Below are 19,715 nucleotides of genomic sequence, written 5' to 3'. Positions count from 1 at the left end.
TTTATCCTTTCTAATTAAGCTGGAAGAATAACATGAAAAGCTGTGCCTTCTCCTATTTTGCTTTCCACTTCAATTCGCCCTTTATGTTCTTCGATAATTTTATATGAGACCATCAAACCGAGTCCCGTTCCTTTTTCTTTTGTCGTATAAAATGGTTCTCCTAAGCGCTTGATGCGCTCTTCGGGCATTCCGTCCCCTTGATCTCGAATGGAGACCGTCACGTAGTGCGGCTCTGTAGAGTAAACTTCAACAATAATTCTTCCTCCGTTTGACGTGACTTCAATTGCATTTTTAATGACATTTATTAGTACTTGCTTAATTTGGTTCGGCTCGCAGTATACCATTGGCAGCTGAGGGGACACACTTAGTTCAAACTGAATATTTTCTAAAAGCGCTTGAGCATTTAATAAATCAATCGTTTCTTTCACAACCGCAGCTAGATTTTTCTTTTCAAACTTTACGGCCTGTGGCTTAGCCAGTACTAGAAACTCTGTAATAATGGTTTCAATTCTTTTTAATTCGGATTTAATAATATCAAAATAAAGAGAGTGGTCTTCTTGAATGCTGCTTTCTAACAGCTGCACAAACCCTTTTAAAGCTGTCATTGGGTTGCGGATTTCATGCGCAATCCCAGCTGCTAACTGGCCGACTACTTGAAGCGTATCCGATTTTCGAATCTGCTCTTGCATTTGATTTCGTTCCGTTACGTCTCTTAAAAGCGTCATATATAGACCTGGCAAGATATCTTTTTTCGTGGAAAATTCAATATTTTTAACTTTTTCGTTCCCCGTAACGTACGTAATCTCTCCTTCAGCTTCCCCTTTTTGCTCAATTGTTTCTTTATGCTCAATGACCGCATCTAAATTCGCTGAAGAAATAAAATCCTCCATGGAGTGTGCACAAATCTCCTCTTTGCTGAGTTCTAGAATATCACAAAGAGAAGAATTCACATCAATAATATTTCGCTTGCCGTCCCATAAAACTAACCCATCGATCGAACCATTAAAAATCTGTCTGAATTTCTCTTCGTTATTTCGAAGCTCCTGTTCGATTTTTGTACGTTCACTGATGTTTCGAAAAATGGTTAAATGGTCTCCTTCTATAATGCCTTTTTTCCCTGTGAATTCCAACTGTTTGATTTCTCCATTTGGCATGTAAAAAGGAAGCTGATTGCGAATTTCTCCTTTTGTTTGAAACGTTTGGAGCACCTTTAACGCACTAAAGCTTTTTGTATCGATAAATGTATACAAATTGCTTCCAATTAATTTGTTTAACGGCAGCTCAAATGTACGCGAAGAAGCAAGATTAGCGTTCAAGATTTCACCATCGTCTCTCCAAATCAAGATCGCTTCAATCGCATTTTCAAAAATAGCCCTGAAATTTTTTTCGCTTCTCAACAGCTGCTGCTCCATCAGCCGTTTTTCCGTCACGTCTCTCATAATGGACATATAGTATTGACTGTATATATTAGCCGTTGTGGTAAATTCAAAAAAAGTAACGTCTCCATTTTCGAGCCTGATCGGTAGCTCACCGCTTGTCTTTCCTTCTTGATGCAGAGTTCTCCATAATTTTTTCACCTTATAATGATAAGTAGGTTCTACAAGCTCTTCTAATGTTTTGGTTAGAAGCTGTGCTCTTGTATAATTTAATCGTTCGCAAAATGAAGGGTTCGCGTCGATAAGCTGACCCGTTCGATCAAAAATGACAATTCCGTCTACCGCTTCATTAAATACATCCATAAACATATGATGGCTAATAAACCGTTCATTTTCCATCATTTTGTGCTGCGTAATATCTCGAAATGTACACACAATAATGCCCGACATGTGACTATGTTTGTGTGAAGTAAATTCAACATGCTTCATCATGCCGCTTCGAAGCGTCATCGCGCCTTCATATTTGAAATAGCTTTCTTCTAAAAGTGCTGGATAATACGCTTCAATCATGTCATACGGAAAATACATCAGAAAATCTTTCATTTGATACGTTAATAGCTCATCCTTTGTTTTTTCAAACAGCCCGCAGGCTGATTCATTTGCATTTATAACTTGAAAATACTCATCAAATACGACAATGGCATCTAATACGTCATTAAAAATAGCTCGTAGCTGCTGTAATTCATCTTGCTGCTTTTGCGCAGCTTCAGATGTTAATTCTCTATGTGGTGACATGCTCATTGCTCCTTTCTTTTGCACTTCCCATTTCCCCACCTTTTATCTATAGACTTAATATTCTACAAGATTTGCTTTTTACCTTTTTAAAATTAGGCACGTTTATTCAAAATGCGACATTTCTTCACATTATCCCGCTATTTAGAAATGGAGCATGAATAAAAGAGGCTGAGACATAACAAAATGAATCCAATCTAAAGACGAATAAATGAGATGCATGAGCTAGCTGAACCGCTTGTGACACCACAGTTGGTTTCCGTGCAAGACTTCGCTTTCCGCAGGAGTCTTTGCCTTGCCCTCCAATCCACTGCTAGAAGGAATGAAACAGCTAAAACCTATGCTCAACATAACAAAGAAAACGAACCGTGAATCAAACATGTTGATTCACGGTTCGTTTTTCACTTCGGCTAAAATACGTTTGTCCCAGCCTCATCGATCATTCACTACAATATAAGTTGCTTGAATAGGTCCATGCACGCCAACGACTAAATTCATTTCAATATCAGCTGAATTGCTCGGTCCCGTAATAAAGTTAATGCAAGAAGCAATCGTTTCTCCTCGCTCTACTTTTTCATGAATCATTTCAGCGGCTTGTGTCATGCGAGGAACAATTGAGCTTTGAGGTATGATTGCAATATAAGTGGCGGGCAGCAAGCTTACCGCTCGTCCTTTTTCAGCACTGCTAAACAAAACAACTGTTCCAGATTCTGCCAGCGTCAAATCACTGAACGTGATGCCGACGTTTGCTTGTTCAGCTAGTTTAACATTCTCATCGCCTTTTACCGAATTCCATACGTGAAGGTTACGGTTTGTTTCCCATTTCTCCATCAGCGGATTCAATCCATATTCGGAAAACCTGGGATCATTCCACGTGCAGACAAGACCATTTCCATAGTTCGCTACGGCTTCCTCAAGGGCATCTGGCAAGTGTTGTGATGAGGTTTCTACATAGCGAGTATGAATACGTTCGCAATGGTTTTCAAGCTCTTTCTTTAATTGATCCGGCGAATAGTTGCGGTAGACCTCATGCTGAGGAGCATGCTTCCATTGTGGCTTCACTACACCGCCTGTTCTCCTGCTTCGCTTAAGATTAGCAGCAATGTTGTCTAAAAAACTGTCTCTATTTTGAATGCTTCCGTTCATCACCATCACTCCTTTTATCAAACCAATCTCGTAAGCGCTCTTTTGTAGGGGCTGGAAACTCTCTGCTTTCCGTCCACGCTTTTAATGGACCAGGTCCTTTGGAAATACTGCTCCCTGACATAAAAGGAGTAAGGGCTGCCGGTGCTACTTTAGCGCCCACTGTATATAGAGAAGAAGAAGCTGCTCCCAAGCCAAATGCTTTCATCGCCAGCTTTTCCGAAATAGGTGCTTTTCCTTCTTTCTCGACAATTCGCTGACGGTGCTTGTGCAATAGCTCATGCAGCGGAATTTTGACCGGACAGGCATCTGTACAGGCTGCACATAGCGTTGAGGCATATGGAAGCTCTTTGTAGTCTTCATAGCCTCCAAGCAAAGGAGATAATACAGCTCCAATAGGACCTGAATAAATAGATCCATATGAATGTCCTCCAATATGGCGATACACGGGACATACATTCACACATGCCGCACAGCGAATACACTGTAAAACAGATTGAAACTCAGTTCCTAAAATCGCAGATCGTCCGTTATCCACAATCACTAGGTGAAATTCTTCCGGTCCGTCTACTTCCCCTGGAAGTCTAGGCCCTGTAAGCGCTGTTACGTAACTTGTAAGCCGCTGACCTACTGCACTTCTAGTTAACAGGCTTACCAACACTTCAAATTCTTCAAATGTTGGCACAATTCGTTCCATTCCCATAACCGTAATTTGCGTTTTAGGAAGTGCTGTTGTTAGCCTTGCATTTCCTTCATTCGTAACAAGTGAAATAGATCCAGATTCTGCAATCGCAAAATTACATCCCGTGATGCCAATATCTGCTGATAAGAATTCTTTTCTCAGCATTTCCCGGGCATGAAGAGCTAGTTCTTCAGGTTTTTCTGTCTTTTTATAAGAAAGCTTTTCCTGAAATACATCTCTAATTTGTTCTTTATTTTTATGAAGCGCAGGAGCTACGATATGAGAAGGCGGATCGTGATCATCTACTTGCAGGATATATTCTCCTAAGTCCGTTTCAATAACTTCACAGCCTAGTTCTTCTAAAGCAGCGTTCATATGAATTTCTTCTGTAACCATTGACTTGGATTTAACCACTTTCTTTGCCTGTTTTTGCTTCGCTACATTTTTCATGTACTCATTCGCTTCTTCAGCTGTTTGAGCGAAAAAAACGTGGCCTCCGCGTTTTGCTACATTATCAGTCAGCTGTTCTAAATAGTAATCTAAATTTTCAAGCGTATGCTGACGAATTTCTTCGCCAAGCGCTCTCCATTCTTCCCAGTTTCCTAACTCTTCTGCGGCATCTAGTCTACGGCTTCTTAAGCGCTCTTGAGCACCTGAAACCGCAAAGCGCATAAACGCATTATTGACTCCATCATCGACGCGTTTTTTAAACTGTTCGTTTCCTATTTTCATAGACATTCGGTATTCTCCTTTCTTTACATTCTGCTATTTAACACTTCAGCGATATGCATCACTTTTACAGGCTGTCCTTTTCGTTCAATTCTTCCTCCAATATTCATAAGACAGCCGCAGTCAGCTCCAATTAAATAATCCGCGTTTGTCTTAGCTATACAGCCTACTTTTTCATCTACCATTTGTTCAGAGATTTGCCCCATTTTAACCGAAAACGTCCCGCCGAATCCGCAGCAGTTATGACTGTTTTCAAGGTTTTCCATTTCAAGACCCTTTACATTGTTTAATAGTGTAAAAGGTTCTTTTTTTACGTTTAGCAAACGCGTCATATGACAGGAAGAATGATAAGTGGCTTTCCCATTTAAGCTGGCTCCTACATCTTCCACTTTTAAAACGTTTACAATAAAATCTGTTAGCTCATACGTTTTATCAGCAAGCTTCACGGCAGGTTCATGCCATGCAGCATCACCTTCAAAAAGATGAGGATACTCTTTGAACATTGTCACACACGATCCAGACGGAGATACAACGTACTCTGCATGCTGAAACGCTTTTATCATGTTTTTCATTGCTTCTTTTGATTCTTTTACGTAACCGCTGTTATATGCAGGCTGGCCGCAGCAAACTTGACTCTTTGGAAAATCCACTTCGCATCCTAATCGTTCTAACAATTCTACCGTCGCTTTTCCTACATTTGTTTGAAACATATCAATCAAACATGTGGCAAATAAAGATACTTTCATCATTTGCTCCCTCCAAGCTGATCATTTTACTTCTTTTAGTTAACAGGTCATCAGATGACTTAATGCTATTATACTCCTATGTTTTTCTAATTTCACTAGTTTTTCAAAAATACCTTTCTTTGTTTGCTATCTTTTTTTCATAAAAAATAAGAAATTGAGATACGTGAAACCTACGTTTGCCATAACATTAAAAAATCCGACCGGTGAAGATTCTCTATCAAGAATCTTCACCGGTCGGATCTTCCTTTAACTAAACTACTTTTGTCTTAGCTTCTTACTTATTTATTTCCAAAAATCATCAAATACTGTGATTGGCAATTGGCGTTTATGCTGCGTCTTTAAAAAGTGACCTTCAATGACGTTACTTGCATGTTCACCTACATCTTTGCCTTCTAAATAATCGTCGATTTGCTCATACGTTACGCCAAGCGCTTCTTCATCCGGAAGCTGTGGACGATCTTCTTCCAAATCAGCCGTTGGTTTTTTCATATATAGATGCTCGGGACAGCCTAATTCTTTTAGCATTTGTTTTCCTTGTCGCTTGTTCAGACGGAAGATAGGTACTAAGTCAGCTCCTCCGTCACCGAATTTTGTATAAAATCCTGTAACAGCTTCAGCAGAGTGATCCGTTCCGAGTACGACTCCACTGTACATGCCCGCTACCGTATATTGCGCAATCATTCGTTCACGTGCTTTTACATTTCCTTTGTTGAAGTCGGAAACTTTATCATCTGCCGCTTCTTCAACAGCAGAAAGCATCGCATCTACTGCTGGTTTTACGTTAATAGAAATAGATTTTGTTGGTTGAATAAAAGCAAGTGCATCTTGACAGTCTGCTTCATCTGCCTGCACACCGTATGGAAGACGAACAGCAATAAACTGATAGCGCTCTTCTCCCGCTTCTTCGTTCAACTCATTAACCGCTAGCTGCGCCAGCTTTCCCGTTAACGTAGAATCTTGGCCGCCGGAAATACCTAGTACAAACGAACGTAAAAAAGGATATTTGTTCATGTAGGATTTCAGAAAATCAACGCTGCGGCGAATTTCTTCCACGGGATTAATTTCTTTTTGGACGTGCATTTCTTCAATAATTTGCTTTTGTAGCTCTTTCATAAAAAAACTCTCCTCTCATTACTAGCTGACGGAATCTACACAAGTACGGTATCAGATAGTAACTTGCTTCTAGTCTCTTCAATATTTTGCATTTTGTTATCCCAGCAGTTTGTACTCAAGTCTACTGGATACTCTGTAGGACGGAATACATCTTCGTTCGATTTTGTAATGACCTTGTAGTCATCCCATAGATGCTTTAAGTTTTGTAAGCAGTAGGCTCTCATTTCTTCAATTGTAGGCTGTTCATACACAAGCTTTCCCTGTGAAAAGATTGGCTGGTGAATTTTACGTGCGTTAAAGTTCGTGACAAACTTGCTGACGTGTGTATGAATCGGATGAAACATTTTTAAGTGCTGCTCTTCGTTCGGCACTTCGTCTTGCATCGTAATATAATCGCCTTCCCATTTGTGGTTCACTTGATTTACAATTCGGTATACTTCTTTTAGACCAGGAGTTGAAATTTTCTCTGGATTTTCTGACAGCTTAATTGTATCCACCATGTTTCCATGATCATCTTCAATCGAAACCAGCTTGTACACCGCTCCTAGCGCAGGCTGATCAAAGGACGTCATGAGTTTTGTTCCAACTCCCCATCCATCAATTTTGGCACCTTGCGCCTTCAAGTCTAGAATGCTGTACTCATCAAGGTCATTCGAAGCAAAAATTTTCACATCATGATAGCCAGCTTCATCAAGCATCTTTCTTGCTTCTTGAGAAAGATATGGAAGTCTTCCACTGTCTAACCGAATACCGATAAAATTAATGCGATCCCCCATTTCTTTTGCTACTTTAATAGCATTGGGAATACCTGATTTTAACGTATTATATGTGTCTACTAAAAAGATACAGTTACGGTGTGATTCCGCATACTTTTTAAACGCGCTGTACTCATCACGATAGACTTGAACAAGCGCATGAGCGTGAGTGCCGGACACGGGGATTCCAAATACTTTTCCCGCTCTGACATTACTCGTTGCGTCAAAGCCTCCGATATAAGCAGCTCTTGCTCCGTAAAAAGCAGCGTCCAGCTCATGTGCTCTTCTTGAGCCAAATTCCATAAGTTGATTTGTACCCGTATGCTCGTATAAATTATCTTCTCCCGCCGCCAAGCGAATACGCGATGCTTTTGTCGCAATCAGCGGATGGAAATTTAAAATATTTAAAAGCGGCGTTTCAATAAGCTGCGCTTCTGCTAAAGGAGCGTCAATTTGTAGCATCGGTTCATTAGCAAAAATCATTTCGCCTTCTACGACCGAACGAATATTACCGCTAAATCGAACTTGCTTTAAATAGTCGATAAACTCCGCTTCATAATGCAATTCTTCATATAAATAATCTAAATCCGTTTCGCTAAATCTGAAATTAGCAATAAAATCAATTACTCTTTCTAGGCCGGCAAACACCGCATAACCGCTTTCAAACGGCATACGACGAAAGTAAGCTTCAAATACAGAACGACGTTTATGAATGTGGTCTTTAAAATACGTATGCGCCATATTCAGTTCGTATAGATCTGTATGCAAAGCTAAACTATCATCACTATATTGCTTTTTCATACTTTGTAACCCTCCATTTGACAATCCTAGTTTCTATTATGTAAATCTTTTCACAATAGAGCAAGCATAAATTATCGGAAGGTGCTTGAATTTTAGTTTTTCTGTTATTTGGTGCACACTTTTCTACCTGAAATGGCATTATTTTTCTTCCGGTATGTATTTCATTAATACGTGTTCAACATTATCAAGATGACTCATCATAAAATGCTGAGCGTCTTCTGCATGCTGAGAAAGAATAGCTTCATAAATTTGCTGATGCTCTTTATAAATCCGTTCAGCCGTTTTTTCTTCTGCATAAAGCCAGATGCGTCTTGTCTCTTTCATTGTTTCAATCATCATTTCTGATACGTTATTCATAAGCTTCACTAAAAGAGGGTTTTGCGAGGCTTTGGCAATAGCTAAATGAAAAGCAAAATCTGCTTTCTCTCCTAGCTCTTCATTGCCAAACGCTCCTTTCATTTGTTCCAGGCTATCGGACAGCTGGTTGAGGTCCGCATCCGTCCGCTTTTGAGCTGCAGCACGAACAGCCCCAATTTCTAATACTTTTCTCACTTCAAGCAAATGTTCAATATCATTTTTATTCATTAATACAGCGCTAGTTACAGGCAAAGACAGCATATCAGAGTTAAATTCGCGTACAAATGTGCCTTCTCCTTGCTTCATCTCCAGCAGCCCCATCGCTCGCAAAGCGCTAAGAGCTTCACGAATAGCTGAGCGCCCTACCTGAAAGTTTTCTGCGAGCTGCTGCACTGAATCCAAACGGTCACCAGGCTTTAAGCTACCTTCTTTTATATTCTCAAGAAGCGTTTCAGCTACTTCTTCGTATATTTTTTTTGGCTTAATTCGCTTATATTCCACGTTTTCCACCTCATTTTTTTCGTTCACCAAGGTTTACATTAACCGAGACTCTTTCTTCTTTTACGTTTCTGTTACATTTTACCGAAATCCTTTCCCCTCCACAACAAAAGTGCCAAGGTATTTATACTTTATTTCTCAAATGTGCTAAAATAGTAAATTGATTTCATATTACGAGTTAAAAGGAGCTTTTTGAATGAACATTGTTGTCAGTACATTGAATGCGAAGTATATCCATACTTCTTTAGCCCTTCGATGTTTAAAAGCCTATGCAGAGCCTGACTATAAAGTGGATATGGCCGAATATACGATTAAAGATCCTGCTATGAACATTGTCACGGATTTATATAAACGCAACCCAGATATTATTGGTTTCAGCTGTTACATTTGGAATATTGAAGAAACGATTAAAGTGGCACAAATGCTTAAAAAGATCAATCCCGAGCTCATCATTATATTCGGTGGACCAGAAGTAACCTATGATGTAACTCACTGGCTAGAGCGTATTCCTGAAGCTGACTTTATCGCGATCGGTGAAGGAGAAGAAACATTCAAGCAGCTGTTGGACGAACTTCACGGAGAGCGTCAATTTGAAAACGTAAGCGGCGTGGCTTTCCGAAAAGAAGGAAAACCAGTTGTAAACCCGCAGCGCAATAAAATTGACCTGCGCGAAATGCCTTCTCCTTTCCGTTTTGAAGAAGACCGCCAAGAACTTTCAAAACGCGTTGTGTATATTGAAACGAGCCGCGGCTGTCCGTTTAGCTGTCAGTTCTGTCTCTCTTCTATTGAAGTAGGCGTTCGTTATTTCGATAGAGAAAAGGTAAAAGAGGATATTCGCTATTTGATGGATAACGGAGCGCGCACGATTAAGTTCGTAGACCGCACGTTCAACATCAGCCGCAGCTACGCCATGGAAATGTTCCAATTTTTAATTGATGAACACCGTGAAGACACCGTATTTCAATTTGAAATTACTGCCGATATTATGCGCCCAGAAGTTATTCAGTTCTTAAACGATCATGCGCCAAAAGGATTATTCCGTTTTGAAATTGGCGTTCAATCTACAAATGATGCTGTCAATGAACTAGTCAAACGCAAACAAAACTTTAAAAAGTTAACGCGTACCGTAACAATGGTAAAAGAAGGCGGAAAGATCGACCAGCATTTAGACTTAATCGCGGGACTGCCAGACGAAGATTATAACTCATTTAAAAATACGTTTAATGATGTATTTGCACTTCGCCCTGAAGAGCTTCAGCTAGGCTTTTTGAAAATGCTTCGCGGCACCGGCTTACGCTTAAGTGCGCCTCGCTATAATTATCAATACATGGATCAGTCGCCTTATGAAATTTTAAGCAATAACGTCTTGCCATTTTCAGATGTCGTACGTATTAAACATGTAGAAGATATTTTAGAAAAGTTTTGGAATGACCATCGAATGGATGAAACAATAGAGTTTTTAGTAGAGCACTGCTATGATACACCTTTTGATTTCTTCCAAAACTTCGGGACTTATTGGGATGAAATGGGCTGGGTTCGAATCGGCCATCAGCTTGAAGATTTATTCAGACGCCTTAGACAGTATATTGAAACAGAGAATTTTTCAAATGAAGAAATGATTGAAGGGTTTATGAAAATTGATTATTTACAAAACCAAAAGCATAAGCCTCGTAAACCTTGGTGGGACGATAAAGTAGAAAAACAAATCCGCTCTCATTACTATCAGCAAATGCTTGCTAACCCTTCTATTATGGGACAGGCTTTTGAAGCTGAGCAGCTCGCTGAAAAAGAATTATACAAGCACACTGTTTTAGAGATTCTGCCATTTGACTATATGTATTATAAACAAACGGGAAAAATAAATGAACAACCATCTGTTCTTCTTGCTTATTATGATCAAAAAGCAAATGATACAAAACTTTATTCAGCACCTGTAGAGGCATTTGGCCTTCCAGTTGTAAGCTAAAACCTCGGATATCCGAGGTTTTTTCTTTAACATTCTTTTTTCTTTTTTTGCTCTTTATCAGACTTTGTCTTTCCTAAAGATTCATATATTTTAGCTGCGTTAGGATCGCCCATTTCCGCTCCGAACTCTTCTTGCAGTAACTGTTTTTGCTTCGCTTCAGTGCTTGCGATATGCTTATTATTTTGTTTATGTTTGCTCATCGTTATTTACCTTGCTTTCCTTTTTTCGAATTACGATTCGCGCCTTTAGCCGGCTCCTCGCCGCCAGCATATTCAGCCGCAAATTCTGCATCTGAAAGGCTCTCTTTTGGTGTATTATTGTTAGTCAGTGCTGATTTGTACCCTACTTTACGCTTTGCCATCATATATCCCTCCTATGCTTGGAAGTCCATTGAACTTCCTTTTCTTAGAATGCACTTTCTGATGCGTAATATAAGCAGAAAAAGCTGTAAAAAAGCTGTTGAAACATAACGAAATCACTTTAATCTAAAGACAAACAAATGGGATAAATGAGTTCATCTGAACAGCTGGAAGCAGCTAAACATATGAGACCTATGTTTTACCATCATAAAAAGATCCGAACGAGCTTGATTAAGAATTAAGCTCGTTCGGATCCTTCTTCAATTAACATATTTTTACCTCAGCCTCTTTTATCCAATAATAATACGTTCTTTCGGATAGTGATAATCCGGTCCAGACGTTGGACGGCGAAGCATTAAAATAAATGAAAACATGCCGATTCGGCCAATAAACATTAAAATCATAATAACGCATTTACCGATATCAGAAAGCCCTCCTGTAATTCCCATTGATAAACCTGTTGTCCCAAAAGCTGAACACACTTCAAAAATAAGCTCAATGAGAGAAAAATGTTCTGTAATACTTAAAATAAGAAGAGAAATCGAGCAAATGATTACCGCTAACATCGATACAGCTACTGATTTAATAATGTCATCTTCATGAATTTCGCGGCGAAAAATTTTAATCGTCTTATTTCCTCTTACGTAATAAAACAGGAAAAGAATATTTAATGCAAACGTCGTCGTACGAATTCCTCCCCCTACTGAGCTCGGTGAAGCCCCGATAAACATCATCGCGCTCATCATAATTAACGTAGGAAGCGAAAACTCATTAATATTCATGGTCGCCACTCCTCCGCTCCTTGTAGCAGCGGATTGGAAAAACGCATAAAAAAACGATTCATCCCAAGACTTATCTGCTAAAAATCCTGAATGCTCTAGCACAAGAATCAAGATTGTCCCCCCTGCTAACAGCAGAAAAAACATAATAGTCGTTAGCTTCGTAAATAGCGAAAACTGAAATTTACGCTTATCTTTAAATGTTAAAAAATAGTGCTTAATTTCAATTAATACAGGGAATCCAATCGCTCCAAGCGTAATTAAAATAACGGTTACCACTTGTACAAAATAATCATGGGCATACGGAATAAATGAAGATCCTGTAATATCGAAGCCAGCATTTGTTGTAGCGCTGACAGAAGCAAAGAAACCATGCAGAAACGCATCTGTCCAGCTCGAATAATAACGGAGAAAATGTAATCCCAAAACAATGGCGCCAACTAGTTCAATGGCAAAAATAATAAATAAAATATTTCTCATCAAGTCAACTAATCCTGATAAGCGGGATTGGTTATGGTCTGTCATAATGAGCTGACGTTCCTTTAAACCGATTTTTTTACCCAAAATCATCCAAATAAATGTACTGAGTGTCATTACACCAATACCACCGATTTGAAAAATAAAAGCGAGCAAAAAATAGCCCGTCGTACTAAATGTATCCGGAGTAGAGACAGGTGTCAGCCCTGTTACACTTACCGCACTGACGGCAATAAATAAGCGATCAATAAATGCTAACTTCACTCCCGGCTTTAAAGCTTCTGGAATACTAAGTAATAGAAATCCAAGCGTAACAGCCACTATGTAAAATGTAACAATAATTTGAGCTGAAGACATCTGCCTTACTCGTCGTTTCCATGGTTGCGGCATAATCTGACATTCCTTTTTTGTTATAATACTAATAGTTTTCTTCTTTCTTCCCAAAGCATACTCATTGTTACACGGATCGCAATATCCATGTAAAAAATCCCATGTTTAAGAAGGTGACTACATTAGTATAAAAGAAGTCACCTCACTTGTCATTAGATATCATAAATCCCGACAGCCCGCATAAAGAATCATCACTCAATATTGTCTGCTTACACAAAAAAACGAACCACTAATATCAGTGGTTCGTTTTTCACTTAGGCTAAAATACTTTTGTCCCAGCCTCGTCTTTATTTTATTTAGAGCGTTTTTCTAGCCAATCGCCGATTGAAGGATATGTTTCCTTCACTGCTTTTGGACCAAATACAACAGATACGTGACCTGTTTGCAACAATTTATACTCTTTATCTTCACTTGAAACAGCGTCCATTAAAGCTGCCACTTGATGCGGCATCGCAATATGATCACGGCTAGCAGCAATGTTTAAAATATTAGCTTTAATATTTTTCAAATCTACTTTGCGTCCGCGAACTTCAAGTTCACCATTGATTAATTTGTTTTGTTGATAGAAGTCACGAATCCACTGACGATAAGCTTCACCAGCAAATGGGATGCCGTCAGCCACCCACTTTTGCATGAGCTTCCAGCTTTCAACAAAACGCTGATTTTCCGAACGGTCCACCAATGTTACATATGGACCGTAGAAATTCGTGATTGGCTTTAACATCTTGTTTCCAAAGTCAATCATCTCTGGAGGGATATTTCCAAATGTATCTACTGCTTTATCTAAATTAAAGTAGCGATCGTCTAGGAATGCCCCGTATAAACCTGTATCCGAGAAATCAAATGGACTTGTCATAAAAATTAAGTTTTTAATCGGCAAGTCTTCATTTAATGCAGCAAAAATAGATGTCATGGTTCCGCCCATGCAGTAACCAAGAACAGACAACTCAGGAGATTTAGAAGTGCGGAGCACCTTTTTCGCCGCTTTTGGAATATAATCCACAATATAATCATCTAGCTTCATATTGCTGTCTTCAAGCCCAGGAGTTCCCCAGTCAAGTAAATACACGTCAAAACCGCGGTTTAATAAGTATTCAACAAGGCTGTTTCCAGGCGTTAAATCTAAAATATACGGTTTATTGATCAGTGCATATACGAGTAAAATTGGTGTTTTATGCAGGTTATCTTTTACTGGCGTATAGCGGTATAATTTCGCTTTATTCTTTTTCCAAATAACCTCTTTTGGTGTTAATCCAACTTCCGGTTCCGCTTCTGTTGTCATAATTTCATATGCACGCTTAAAACGTCTTGCAGAACTTTTATATTCACTTGGCATTGATTTGATTAATTTTTCCCACTCTTGCACGTAAGGAATTGCCACGAATATACACACCCTTTCATTTCATTAGTAGTTAGTTAACAAGCACAGCCCCGACAAAAGTCAGGGCCAGCATCTATTACATGTATAAGCCGCCGTTAATGTTTAACTGTTGTCCTGTAATGTACGCGCCGTCTTTTGCTAAGTAAACCACTCCGCGTGCAATTTCTTCAGCGTGGCCTAAGCGACGAGTTGGGATTTTTGCTACAACTTTTGCACGAACTTCTTCTGGCATTGCCATTACCATTTCCGTTTCAATAAATCCTGGGCAAATTGCATTAACTGTTACGCCTGACTTAGCTAATTCAAGAGCTAATGATTTAGTGAATCCTAGCATACCTGCTTTAGCAGCTGAGTAGTTTGTTTGACCAAATCCGCCCGCTTGACCAATAATTGATGAAATATTGATAACACGACCGCCTTCAGATTCTAAAAGGTGCGTTAGCGCAGCTGATGTTGTGTTGTATACGCTATGTAAGTTTACATCAATTACTTTTTTCCAATCTTCTTCACCTAACTTCTTGAATGAACGGTCGCGCGTAATTCCAGCATTGTTTACTAGAATGTCTAATTGACCAAACGCAGCTTTTGTTTCTTCGATTAGGTGTTTTGCTTGATCTACATAAGACACGTCAGCTTGAACCGCAATAGCTTCTCCGCCGTTGTCTTTAATTTCTTTGACAATTGCTTCTGCAGATTCTTTACTGCTGTTATAGTTTACTGCTACTTTTACTCCATTAGAAGCAAGCTCACGTGTAATTGCTGCCCCGATACCTTTAGATCCGCCTGTTACGATTGCTACTTTACCTTGTAATGTTGTCATGAAAAATTTCCCCCTTGCTTCTTCAGCGATGATTTTTACTGTAAATACAGCAGTTGATGTTGTTATAAAATCCCCTATACCTTACTTGCGAGCCGGCTGCTCAGTTTTTTGAGCGTTTGACGGTTTTGCTTCAGATTTAGCTTCTGCCTTTGGCTTTTCAGCTAATTTTTCTTGTTTTTCTAAAAGCTGAGCCTGAAGCTGCTCACCTTGAGTTTTAATTTGTTTTTGAATAGTTTCTTTTAACTCGTCTTGTGTTTTTTGCTGCCCTTCAAGAAGAGACAAAACTTTGTCGAGTTTTTTGTCTAACGATTTGACATCAGATTTCAGCTTAGTGACGTCTTTTTTCAAAGCAGATGCACTTTCTTGCTGTGCTTCTAGTTCATCAAAACGATCGTCAAATTGCTCTTCTAATAATTCTACTTTTTCTTCCACATTGATAACTAATGACGCAACGTTTGCTACATCTTCTTTTGTGGGTACATTTACTTGGTGCAGATAGCGCCCCGTTACTTCATTTACTGCTTGTTGATATTGAAGGTTCATATTTAGCACATTTCCCATGAGCTGGGAAAATTCTTCACGATTCATATTGTCCCCAATAACTTTACCCCAGTAAGATTCGGTTTTGTCATATACGTCTTTCCATGCTTGAAACGGATCAAATACTTTTTGCTGTTCCAAAACTCCATCTCCTTTCTTGTGTACGTTAAAAGTGATGGCTTTCAATATGGACACTTAATGTGACAAGCGACATATTAGAAGCTCTAAGTAAACGCAACCAATTTTGCGTTTATTTATTGGATAATGTAAATCTTTTCACAATTCACTTACCAACAAATTATAAATGTTATAAAAATTACCTACATGTACTATTATAAATACGTTTTCCAAAATAAACAATTCTAAATCTTTGTTTATTTTTGAATTTTTTTGACGCTTTTTGTCGAAATCCAAAAAATCGTTCTTTTTTCCTGTATTTGAAAGACCTGTTTTAAAGTGTTGACAATTTTTTCATCTAGGTGTAAATTACACATATGGAAAACAAATTCTCTTTTTTCGAAGGGGTGATTACCTTGGGATCAAGTGAAAAAGATAACACCTCTAATTCAAACAACTTAGAAAAATCGATTAGCGGTGCACCAAAAAACTTGATGGTTCCTTTTCTTCTTTTAAGTTTGAGAGGTTGGAATCTACATGGTTACAAGCTCATTCAGCAACTAATGAGCTTTGGATTCACATCAGTTGATCAGGGAAATGTCTATCGCACGCTGAGACAGCTTGAAAAAGACAACTTGATTACATCGCAATGGGATACGTCAGCTGAAGGACCTGCACGCCGGATTTATTCATTAACAGATGCCGGCGAACAATATTTAAGCATGTGGGCTAATTCACTTGAACAGTATCAAAACATGTTAGATTCATTTTTTCACATGTATACCGACATGTTGTTCCCTTTTAGCTCTTCTTCTTCTAAAAAGTCAAAAGAATCAAAAGAGGAAGAAAACGATTAAAGGGATTCACGCAGTACATCTGCGTTTCCTAATATAATGTTAAATTTCACGGTCAACCAGCGAGCGCGGAATGTTAGGTTTATCACACAACTACGAATTTCTTCTTTAACGTTTTGTTCATTACGATAACTGTTCGCCAGACCAAATTATTCAAGGAGGAATTTGATTATGTCAACAGTAAAGTATGATACAGTAATTGATGCAATGTGGGAACAATGGACAAAGGGGTTACAAAACATTGCAGACGGAAACAAACAAATTGAGCAATGGACGTTAAAAGCACTTGAGCAACAGCAAGAATTTGTAACAAAAGCAGTTGAACAACTTCAAGCAACAGACAAACAATGGAAAGCTGAATTAGAAGATCTTCAACAAAAAACAGTTGAAAACTTACGTAAAACAGCTGGAAACGCTGTTGCCGATTCTTATGAAGAATGGACAAACCGCACGCATGAAGCATTAAATAAATTACAAGAGCTTTCTCTTAACCAAAGCAAATCAAGCTATTCTTTAGTAAAGCAAGCTCAAGAACAATATCATCAAGTAGTAACACAATTAGTAGAAGAGCAAAAGAAAACGCGCCAAGAATTCCAACACGTATCTGATGCATACGTAGAACAAGTAAAATCTCTTCAAAAGTCATTTGCTCAGTCTCTTGAGCAATATGCAGTTGTAAAATAATATATAAAAAAGCCCAGCTTCTTTGAAAGCTGGGCTTTTTTATACTTTCTTGCAAACCATTACCAGTATGCAAAATAGGAAACAACAAATAATACAGATACAGCAGTGAACTGCTGTACCACTAAAAAAGGAGATGACTAATCATGGCTAGAACAAATAAACTATTAACACCAGGCGTAGAACAATTTTTAGATCAATATAAATATGAAATCGCTCAAGAATTTGGGGTAACTCTAGGTTCTGACACTGCTGCACGCAGCAACGGTTCAGTAGGCGGAGAAATCACAAAACGCTTGGTGCAACAAGCTCAAGCTCACTTAAGCGGCAGCACACAAAAATAAAACATAACTTCATAACATGGCTAAAAAAAGGCACCTGCGTGTGCCTTTTTCTTACATAATATAATCTTTTAAATACACGTAGTCCCCCGCTAATATAATAACCATCGCGATAATATATTTACGGTTTCTTTCAATTGTTTTCCGGCTCACTTTGACATGTTTTTCAATCAAGCGAATAGGAAGCTGCCGCTTTAAAAACAGCTTATCTTTTAATTCTTTTTCATTGACGATAAATGATGCAACTTCGACTGCATTTCCCCTTGCATCCTTATGTTTAGGAGACGTGTTGATAATGTCTTCAAGAGTTAATTTAAACAATTTTAACGCTTGACAAAAATAAGTCATTTCCTCTTGAATACATGAAGTTTCACTTTGCTTTTTATAGTTAGAAAGCGATATATCCCTCTCTACCTTACCTTGAATAAAACCTTCATTTTCAATTCGGCTATAGAGCAGCGTTTGATTTCTCTTTTCTTTTCGAATATAGTCGATGACTCTTCTTTTAATAATAAGTTCCGCAAATGCAAGAAGAGATCGTCCTTTTTGGATTGTGTAGTTTTCAATGGCTTCATTAAATGCAATCAGACCAATGCTAAATTCATCGTCAGCTTCACTTATATAACGTTTACATACAGCTGAAACAACTTTAGCAATAAACGGTTTATATTGTTGAATCATTTCGTTATGTAATTGTTTATCCCCTTGCTGAATCGTCAGTACAAGCGTTTCAAGCGATGGAGGCGTTTGAACTTTTGTGAGCATTGGCTTCACCTCTTTTACTATACTCAGTTGCTTTATACCATGTTAATATCCATTCTTTTGATGACAAACAGGGTTGAGAAGCGCTATGCTCCTTTTAATTTCCCTTTATTATAACCCATAATAGCTCAATTTTACCAATTAACATACATTTGAAATATATGTTTATAAACTGAAATAAACTTCATTGAACTGAATTACTCATGGCTGCTTCTGTTCTCTACAGAATATGAACGAAAAAGCAAAACATTCGGATATAAAATAATTAAACAGCAGTTAGTTCTTTTACCCTTTATCTAAACAATCTAAACTAGGTATTTTATCTCAATATAGAAAACGCGCCTTCAATTGACATTGAAGGCGCGTTTTTTTGTATTATTGATTTTCAATTTTCTTTAATGAATCTTTTTCTTTCTCTGAGCCTTCAAGATCAGTTTGTTCTTTGTTTTTAGATAGAAACCAGCCTGAAGCTGCTATGCCAAGTAACACAACCCAAAACGTAATTTTCCATACTTTTGATTCAGGAAAGTGTTCACTAATAATACCTAACTCCGGATGAGCAAGAGTGTAAACTGCTAGCTTAACCCCTACCCAGCCTACGATAGCAAAAGCTGCCGTTTCTAGCCCCGGGCGCGTATTTAATAGTTTGACGAACCAAGTTGCAGCAAAACGCATAATAATTAATCCCATAATTCCTCCGGCGAAGATCACCAAGAATTGTCCGCCATCGAGTCCGCCAATTTGAGGAAGATTTGTTGTTGGCAACGTAACGGCGAGAGCCACAGCGGCCAAAATTGAATCAACGGCAAAAGCAATGTCTGCTATTTCTACTTTTAAAACCGTCATCCAGAAACTTGAGCCCTTTTTCCCGTCTGCTTCTTTCACTTTTTCATGATCATCTTTTTTTACATATCGCTTCACAATATGATTAATGGAAATGAACAATAAGTAAATGGCTCCTATAGCTTGAAGCTGCCATACGTCGACTAAAAATGAAATTAAGAACAACGAACCAAATCTAAAAATAAAGGCACCGGCTAGTCCGTAAAATAATGCCTTCTTGCGTTTTTCTTCTGGTAAATGTTTGACCATAATAGCCATCACAAGAGCATTATCCGCCGCCAAAATCCCTTCTAATGCAACCAGCACTAGCAATACCCATCCATACTCTAACAAAAGCGATGCATCCATAAAAATCCCCTCTCGTTTCTTGTATAAGTTTATTTATTCTCATTACCGGAATAAAACACAAAAAG

General features: G+C 38.5%; 19 protein-coding genes. 4 read left to right on the top strand and 15 right to left on the bottom strand.

The window, feature by feature from the left end:
- Window positions 1-14: 14 nt before the first annotated feature.
- The 7 genes from LJC66_RS05920 to LJC66_RS05890 all read right to left on the bottom strand — a co-directional run bounded on the left by LJC66_RS05920 (window position 15) and on the right by LJC66_RS05890 (window position 8,995).
- On the bottom strand, window positions 15-2,171 hold the full coding sequence (locus LJC66_RS05920) for a PAS domain S-box protein (protein WP_230932042.1): 2,157 nt from the start codon (window positions 2,169-2,171) through the stop codon (window positions 15-17).
- 429 nt (window positions 2,172-2,600) lie between these two features.
- Window positions 2,601-3,314: a LutC/YkgG family protein gene (locus LJC66_RS05915; RefSeq protein ID WP_195695054.1), complete on the bottom strand. Its 714-nt coding sequence runs from the start codon at window positions 3,312-3,314 to the stop codon at window positions 2,601-2,603.
- Window positions 3,292-4,731, bottom strand: a complete 1,440-nt coding sequence (locus tag LJC66_RS05910) for a LutB/LldF family L-lactate oxidation iron-sulfur protein (RefSeq protein ID WP_230932041.1) — start codon at window positions 4,729-4,731, stop codon at window positions 3,292-3,294. The genes LJC66_RS05915 and LJC66_RS05910 overlap by 23 nt, the downstream gene beginning before the upstream one ends.
- A 17-nt stretch (window positions 4,732-4,748) precedes the next feature.
- Window positions 4,749-5,468 (bottom strand): (Fe-S)-binding protein, encoded by a 720-nt coding sequence (locus tag LJC66_RS05905; protein WP_195697105.1) that lies wholly within the window; start codon window positions 5,466-5,468, stop codon window positions 4,749-4,751.
- A gap of 282 nt (window positions 5,469-5,750) precedes the next feature.
- Window positions 5,751-6,581 (bottom strand): ammonia-dependent NAD(+) synthetase, encoded by an 831-nt coding sequence (nadE, locus tag LJC66_RS05900; protein WP_013082209.1) that lies wholly within the window; start codon window positions 6,579-6,581, stop codon window positions 5,751-5,753.
- A gap of 35 nt (window positions 6,582-6,616) precedes the next feature.
- Entirely contained in the window at window positions 6,617-8,137 is a 1,521-nt protein-coding gene (locus LJC66_RS05895; RefSeq protein ID WP_050689440.1) for a nicotinate phosphoribosyltransferase, read from the bottom strand.
- Between the two features lie 138 nt (window positions 8,138-8,275).
- On the bottom strand, window positions 8,276-8,995 hold the full coding sequence (locus LJC66_RS05890; RefSeq protein ID WP_014461089.1) for a FadR/GntR family transcriptional regulator: 720 nt from the start codon (window positions 8,993-8,995) through the stop codon (window positions 8,276-8,278).
- Window positions 8,996-9,188: 193 nt separating this feature from the next.
- Between LJC66_RS05890 and LJC66_RS05885 the strand changes: the two genes are divergently transcribed.
- Entirely contained in the window at window positions 9,189-10,958 is a 1,770-nt protein-coding gene (locus LJC66_RS05885) for a B12-binding domain-containing radical SAM protein (protein ID WP_230932040.1), read from the top strand.
- Window positions 10,959-10,984: 26 nt separating this feature from the next.
- Here LJC66_RS05885 and LJC66_RS05880 read toward each other — a convergent pair whose 3' ends face one another.
- The 6 genes from LJC66_RS05880 to phaR all read right to left on the bottom strand — a co-directional run bounded on the left by LJC66_RS05880 (window position 10,985) and on the right by phaR (window position 15,845).
- Window positions 10,985-11,158: a thiamine pyrophosphate-dependent enzyme gene (locus LJC66_RS05880; protein ID WP_013055943.1), complete on the bottom strand. Its 174-nt coding sequence runs from the start codon at window positions 11,156-11,158 to the stop codon at window positions 10,985-10,987.
- Window positions 11,159-11,160: 2 nt separating this feature from the next.
- Window positions 11,161-11,322: a hypothetical protein gene (locus LJC66_RS05875; RefSeq protein ID WP_013055942.1), complete on the bottom strand. Its 162-nt coding sequence runs from the start codon at window positions 11,320-11,322 to the stop codon at window positions 11,161-11,163.
- Window positions 11,323-11,607: 285 nt separating this feature from the next.
- Window positions 11,608-12,987, bottom strand: a complete 1,380-nt coding sequence (locus LJC66_RS05870) for a TrkH family potassium uptake protein (RefSeq protein WP_256656514.1) — start codon at window positions 12,985-12,987, stop codon at window positions 11,608-11,610.
- Window positions 12,988-13,255: 268 nt separating this feature from the next.
- Window positions 13,256-14,344: a class III poly(R)-hydroxyalkanoic acid synthase subunit PhaC gene (locus LJC66_RS05865; protein WP_028407874.1), complete on the bottom strand. Its 1,089-nt coding sequence runs from the start codon at window positions 14,342-14,344 to the stop codon at window positions 13,256-13,258.
- A gap of 76 nt (window positions 14,345-14,420) precedes the next feature.
- Window positions 14,421-15,164: an acetoacetyl-CoA reductase gene (gene phbB, locus LJC66_RS05860; protein WP_014461095.1), complete on the bottom strand. Its 744-nt coding sequence runs from the start codon at window positions 15,162-15,164 to the stop codon at window positions 14,421-14,423.
- A gap of 81 nt (window positions 15,165-15,245) precedes the next feature.
- The gene (gene phaR / locus LJC66_RS05855; protein ID WP_013055937.1) at window positions 15,246-15,845 is read right to left on the bottom strand and encodes a polyhydroxyalkanoic acid synthase subunit PhaR; all 600 of its coding nucleotides are present in this window, start codon (window positions 15,843-15,845) and stop codon (window positions 15,246-15,248) included.
- 353 nt (window positions 15,846-16,198) lie between these two features.
- Between phaR and phaQ the strand changes: the two genes are divergently transcribed.
- From phaQ to LJC66_RS05840, 3 genes are all read left to right on the top strand, one after another.
- On the top strand, window positions 16,199-16,678 hold the full coding sequence (gene phaQ, locus LJC66_RS05850; RefSeq protein ID WP_013082201.1) for a poly-beta-hydroxybutyrate-responsive repressor: 480 nt from the start codon (window positions 16,199-16,201) through the stop codon (window positions 16,676-16,678).
- Window positions 16,679-16,846: 168 nt separating this feature from the next.
- Window positions 16,847-17,359: a polyhydroxyalkanoic acid inclusion protein PhaP gene (gene phaP, locus LJC66_RS05845; protein WP_014461097.1), complete on the top strand. Its 513-nt coding sequence runs from the start codon at window positions 16,847-16,849 to the stop codon at window positions 17,357-17,359.
- A 143-nt stretch (window positions 17,360-17,502) separates the two neighbouring features.
- Complete coding sequence (locus tag LJC66_RS05840) at window positions 17,503-17,700, top strand: alpha/beta-type small acid-soluble spore protein (protein WP_013055933.1); 198 nt, start codon at window positions 17,503-17,505, stop codon at window positions 17,698-17,700.
- A gap of 51 nt (window positions 17,701-17,751) precedes the next feature.
- On the opposite strand, the gene sigI is transcribed toward LJC66_RS05840, so the two are convergent.
- Window positions 17,752-18,462 carry an RNA polymerase sigma factor SigI gene (sigI, locus tag LJC66_RS05835; protein WP_230932039.1) on the bottom strand — a complete coding sequence of 237 codons (711 nt, stop codon included), beginning with the start codon at window positions 18,460-18,462 and terminating at the stop codon, window positions 17,752-17,754.
- Between the two features lie 372 nt (window positions 18,463-18,834).
- Entirely contained in the window at window positions 18,835-19,650 is an 816-nt protein-coding gene (locus LJC66_RS05830) for a TerC family protein (RefSeq protein ID WP_230932038.1), read from the bottom strand.
- Window positions 19,651-19,715 lie beyond the last annotated feature (65 nt).

This window comes from Priestia sp. TSO9, assembly GCF_021029645.1.
In the GTDB taxonomy this organism is placed as follows: Bacteria; Bacillota; Bacilli; order Bacillales; family Bacillaceae_H; genus Priestia; species Priestia megaterium_E.
Note: the sequence above shows the minus strand (reverse complement) of the source record. Positions and strands in the feature narration are given on the sequence as shown.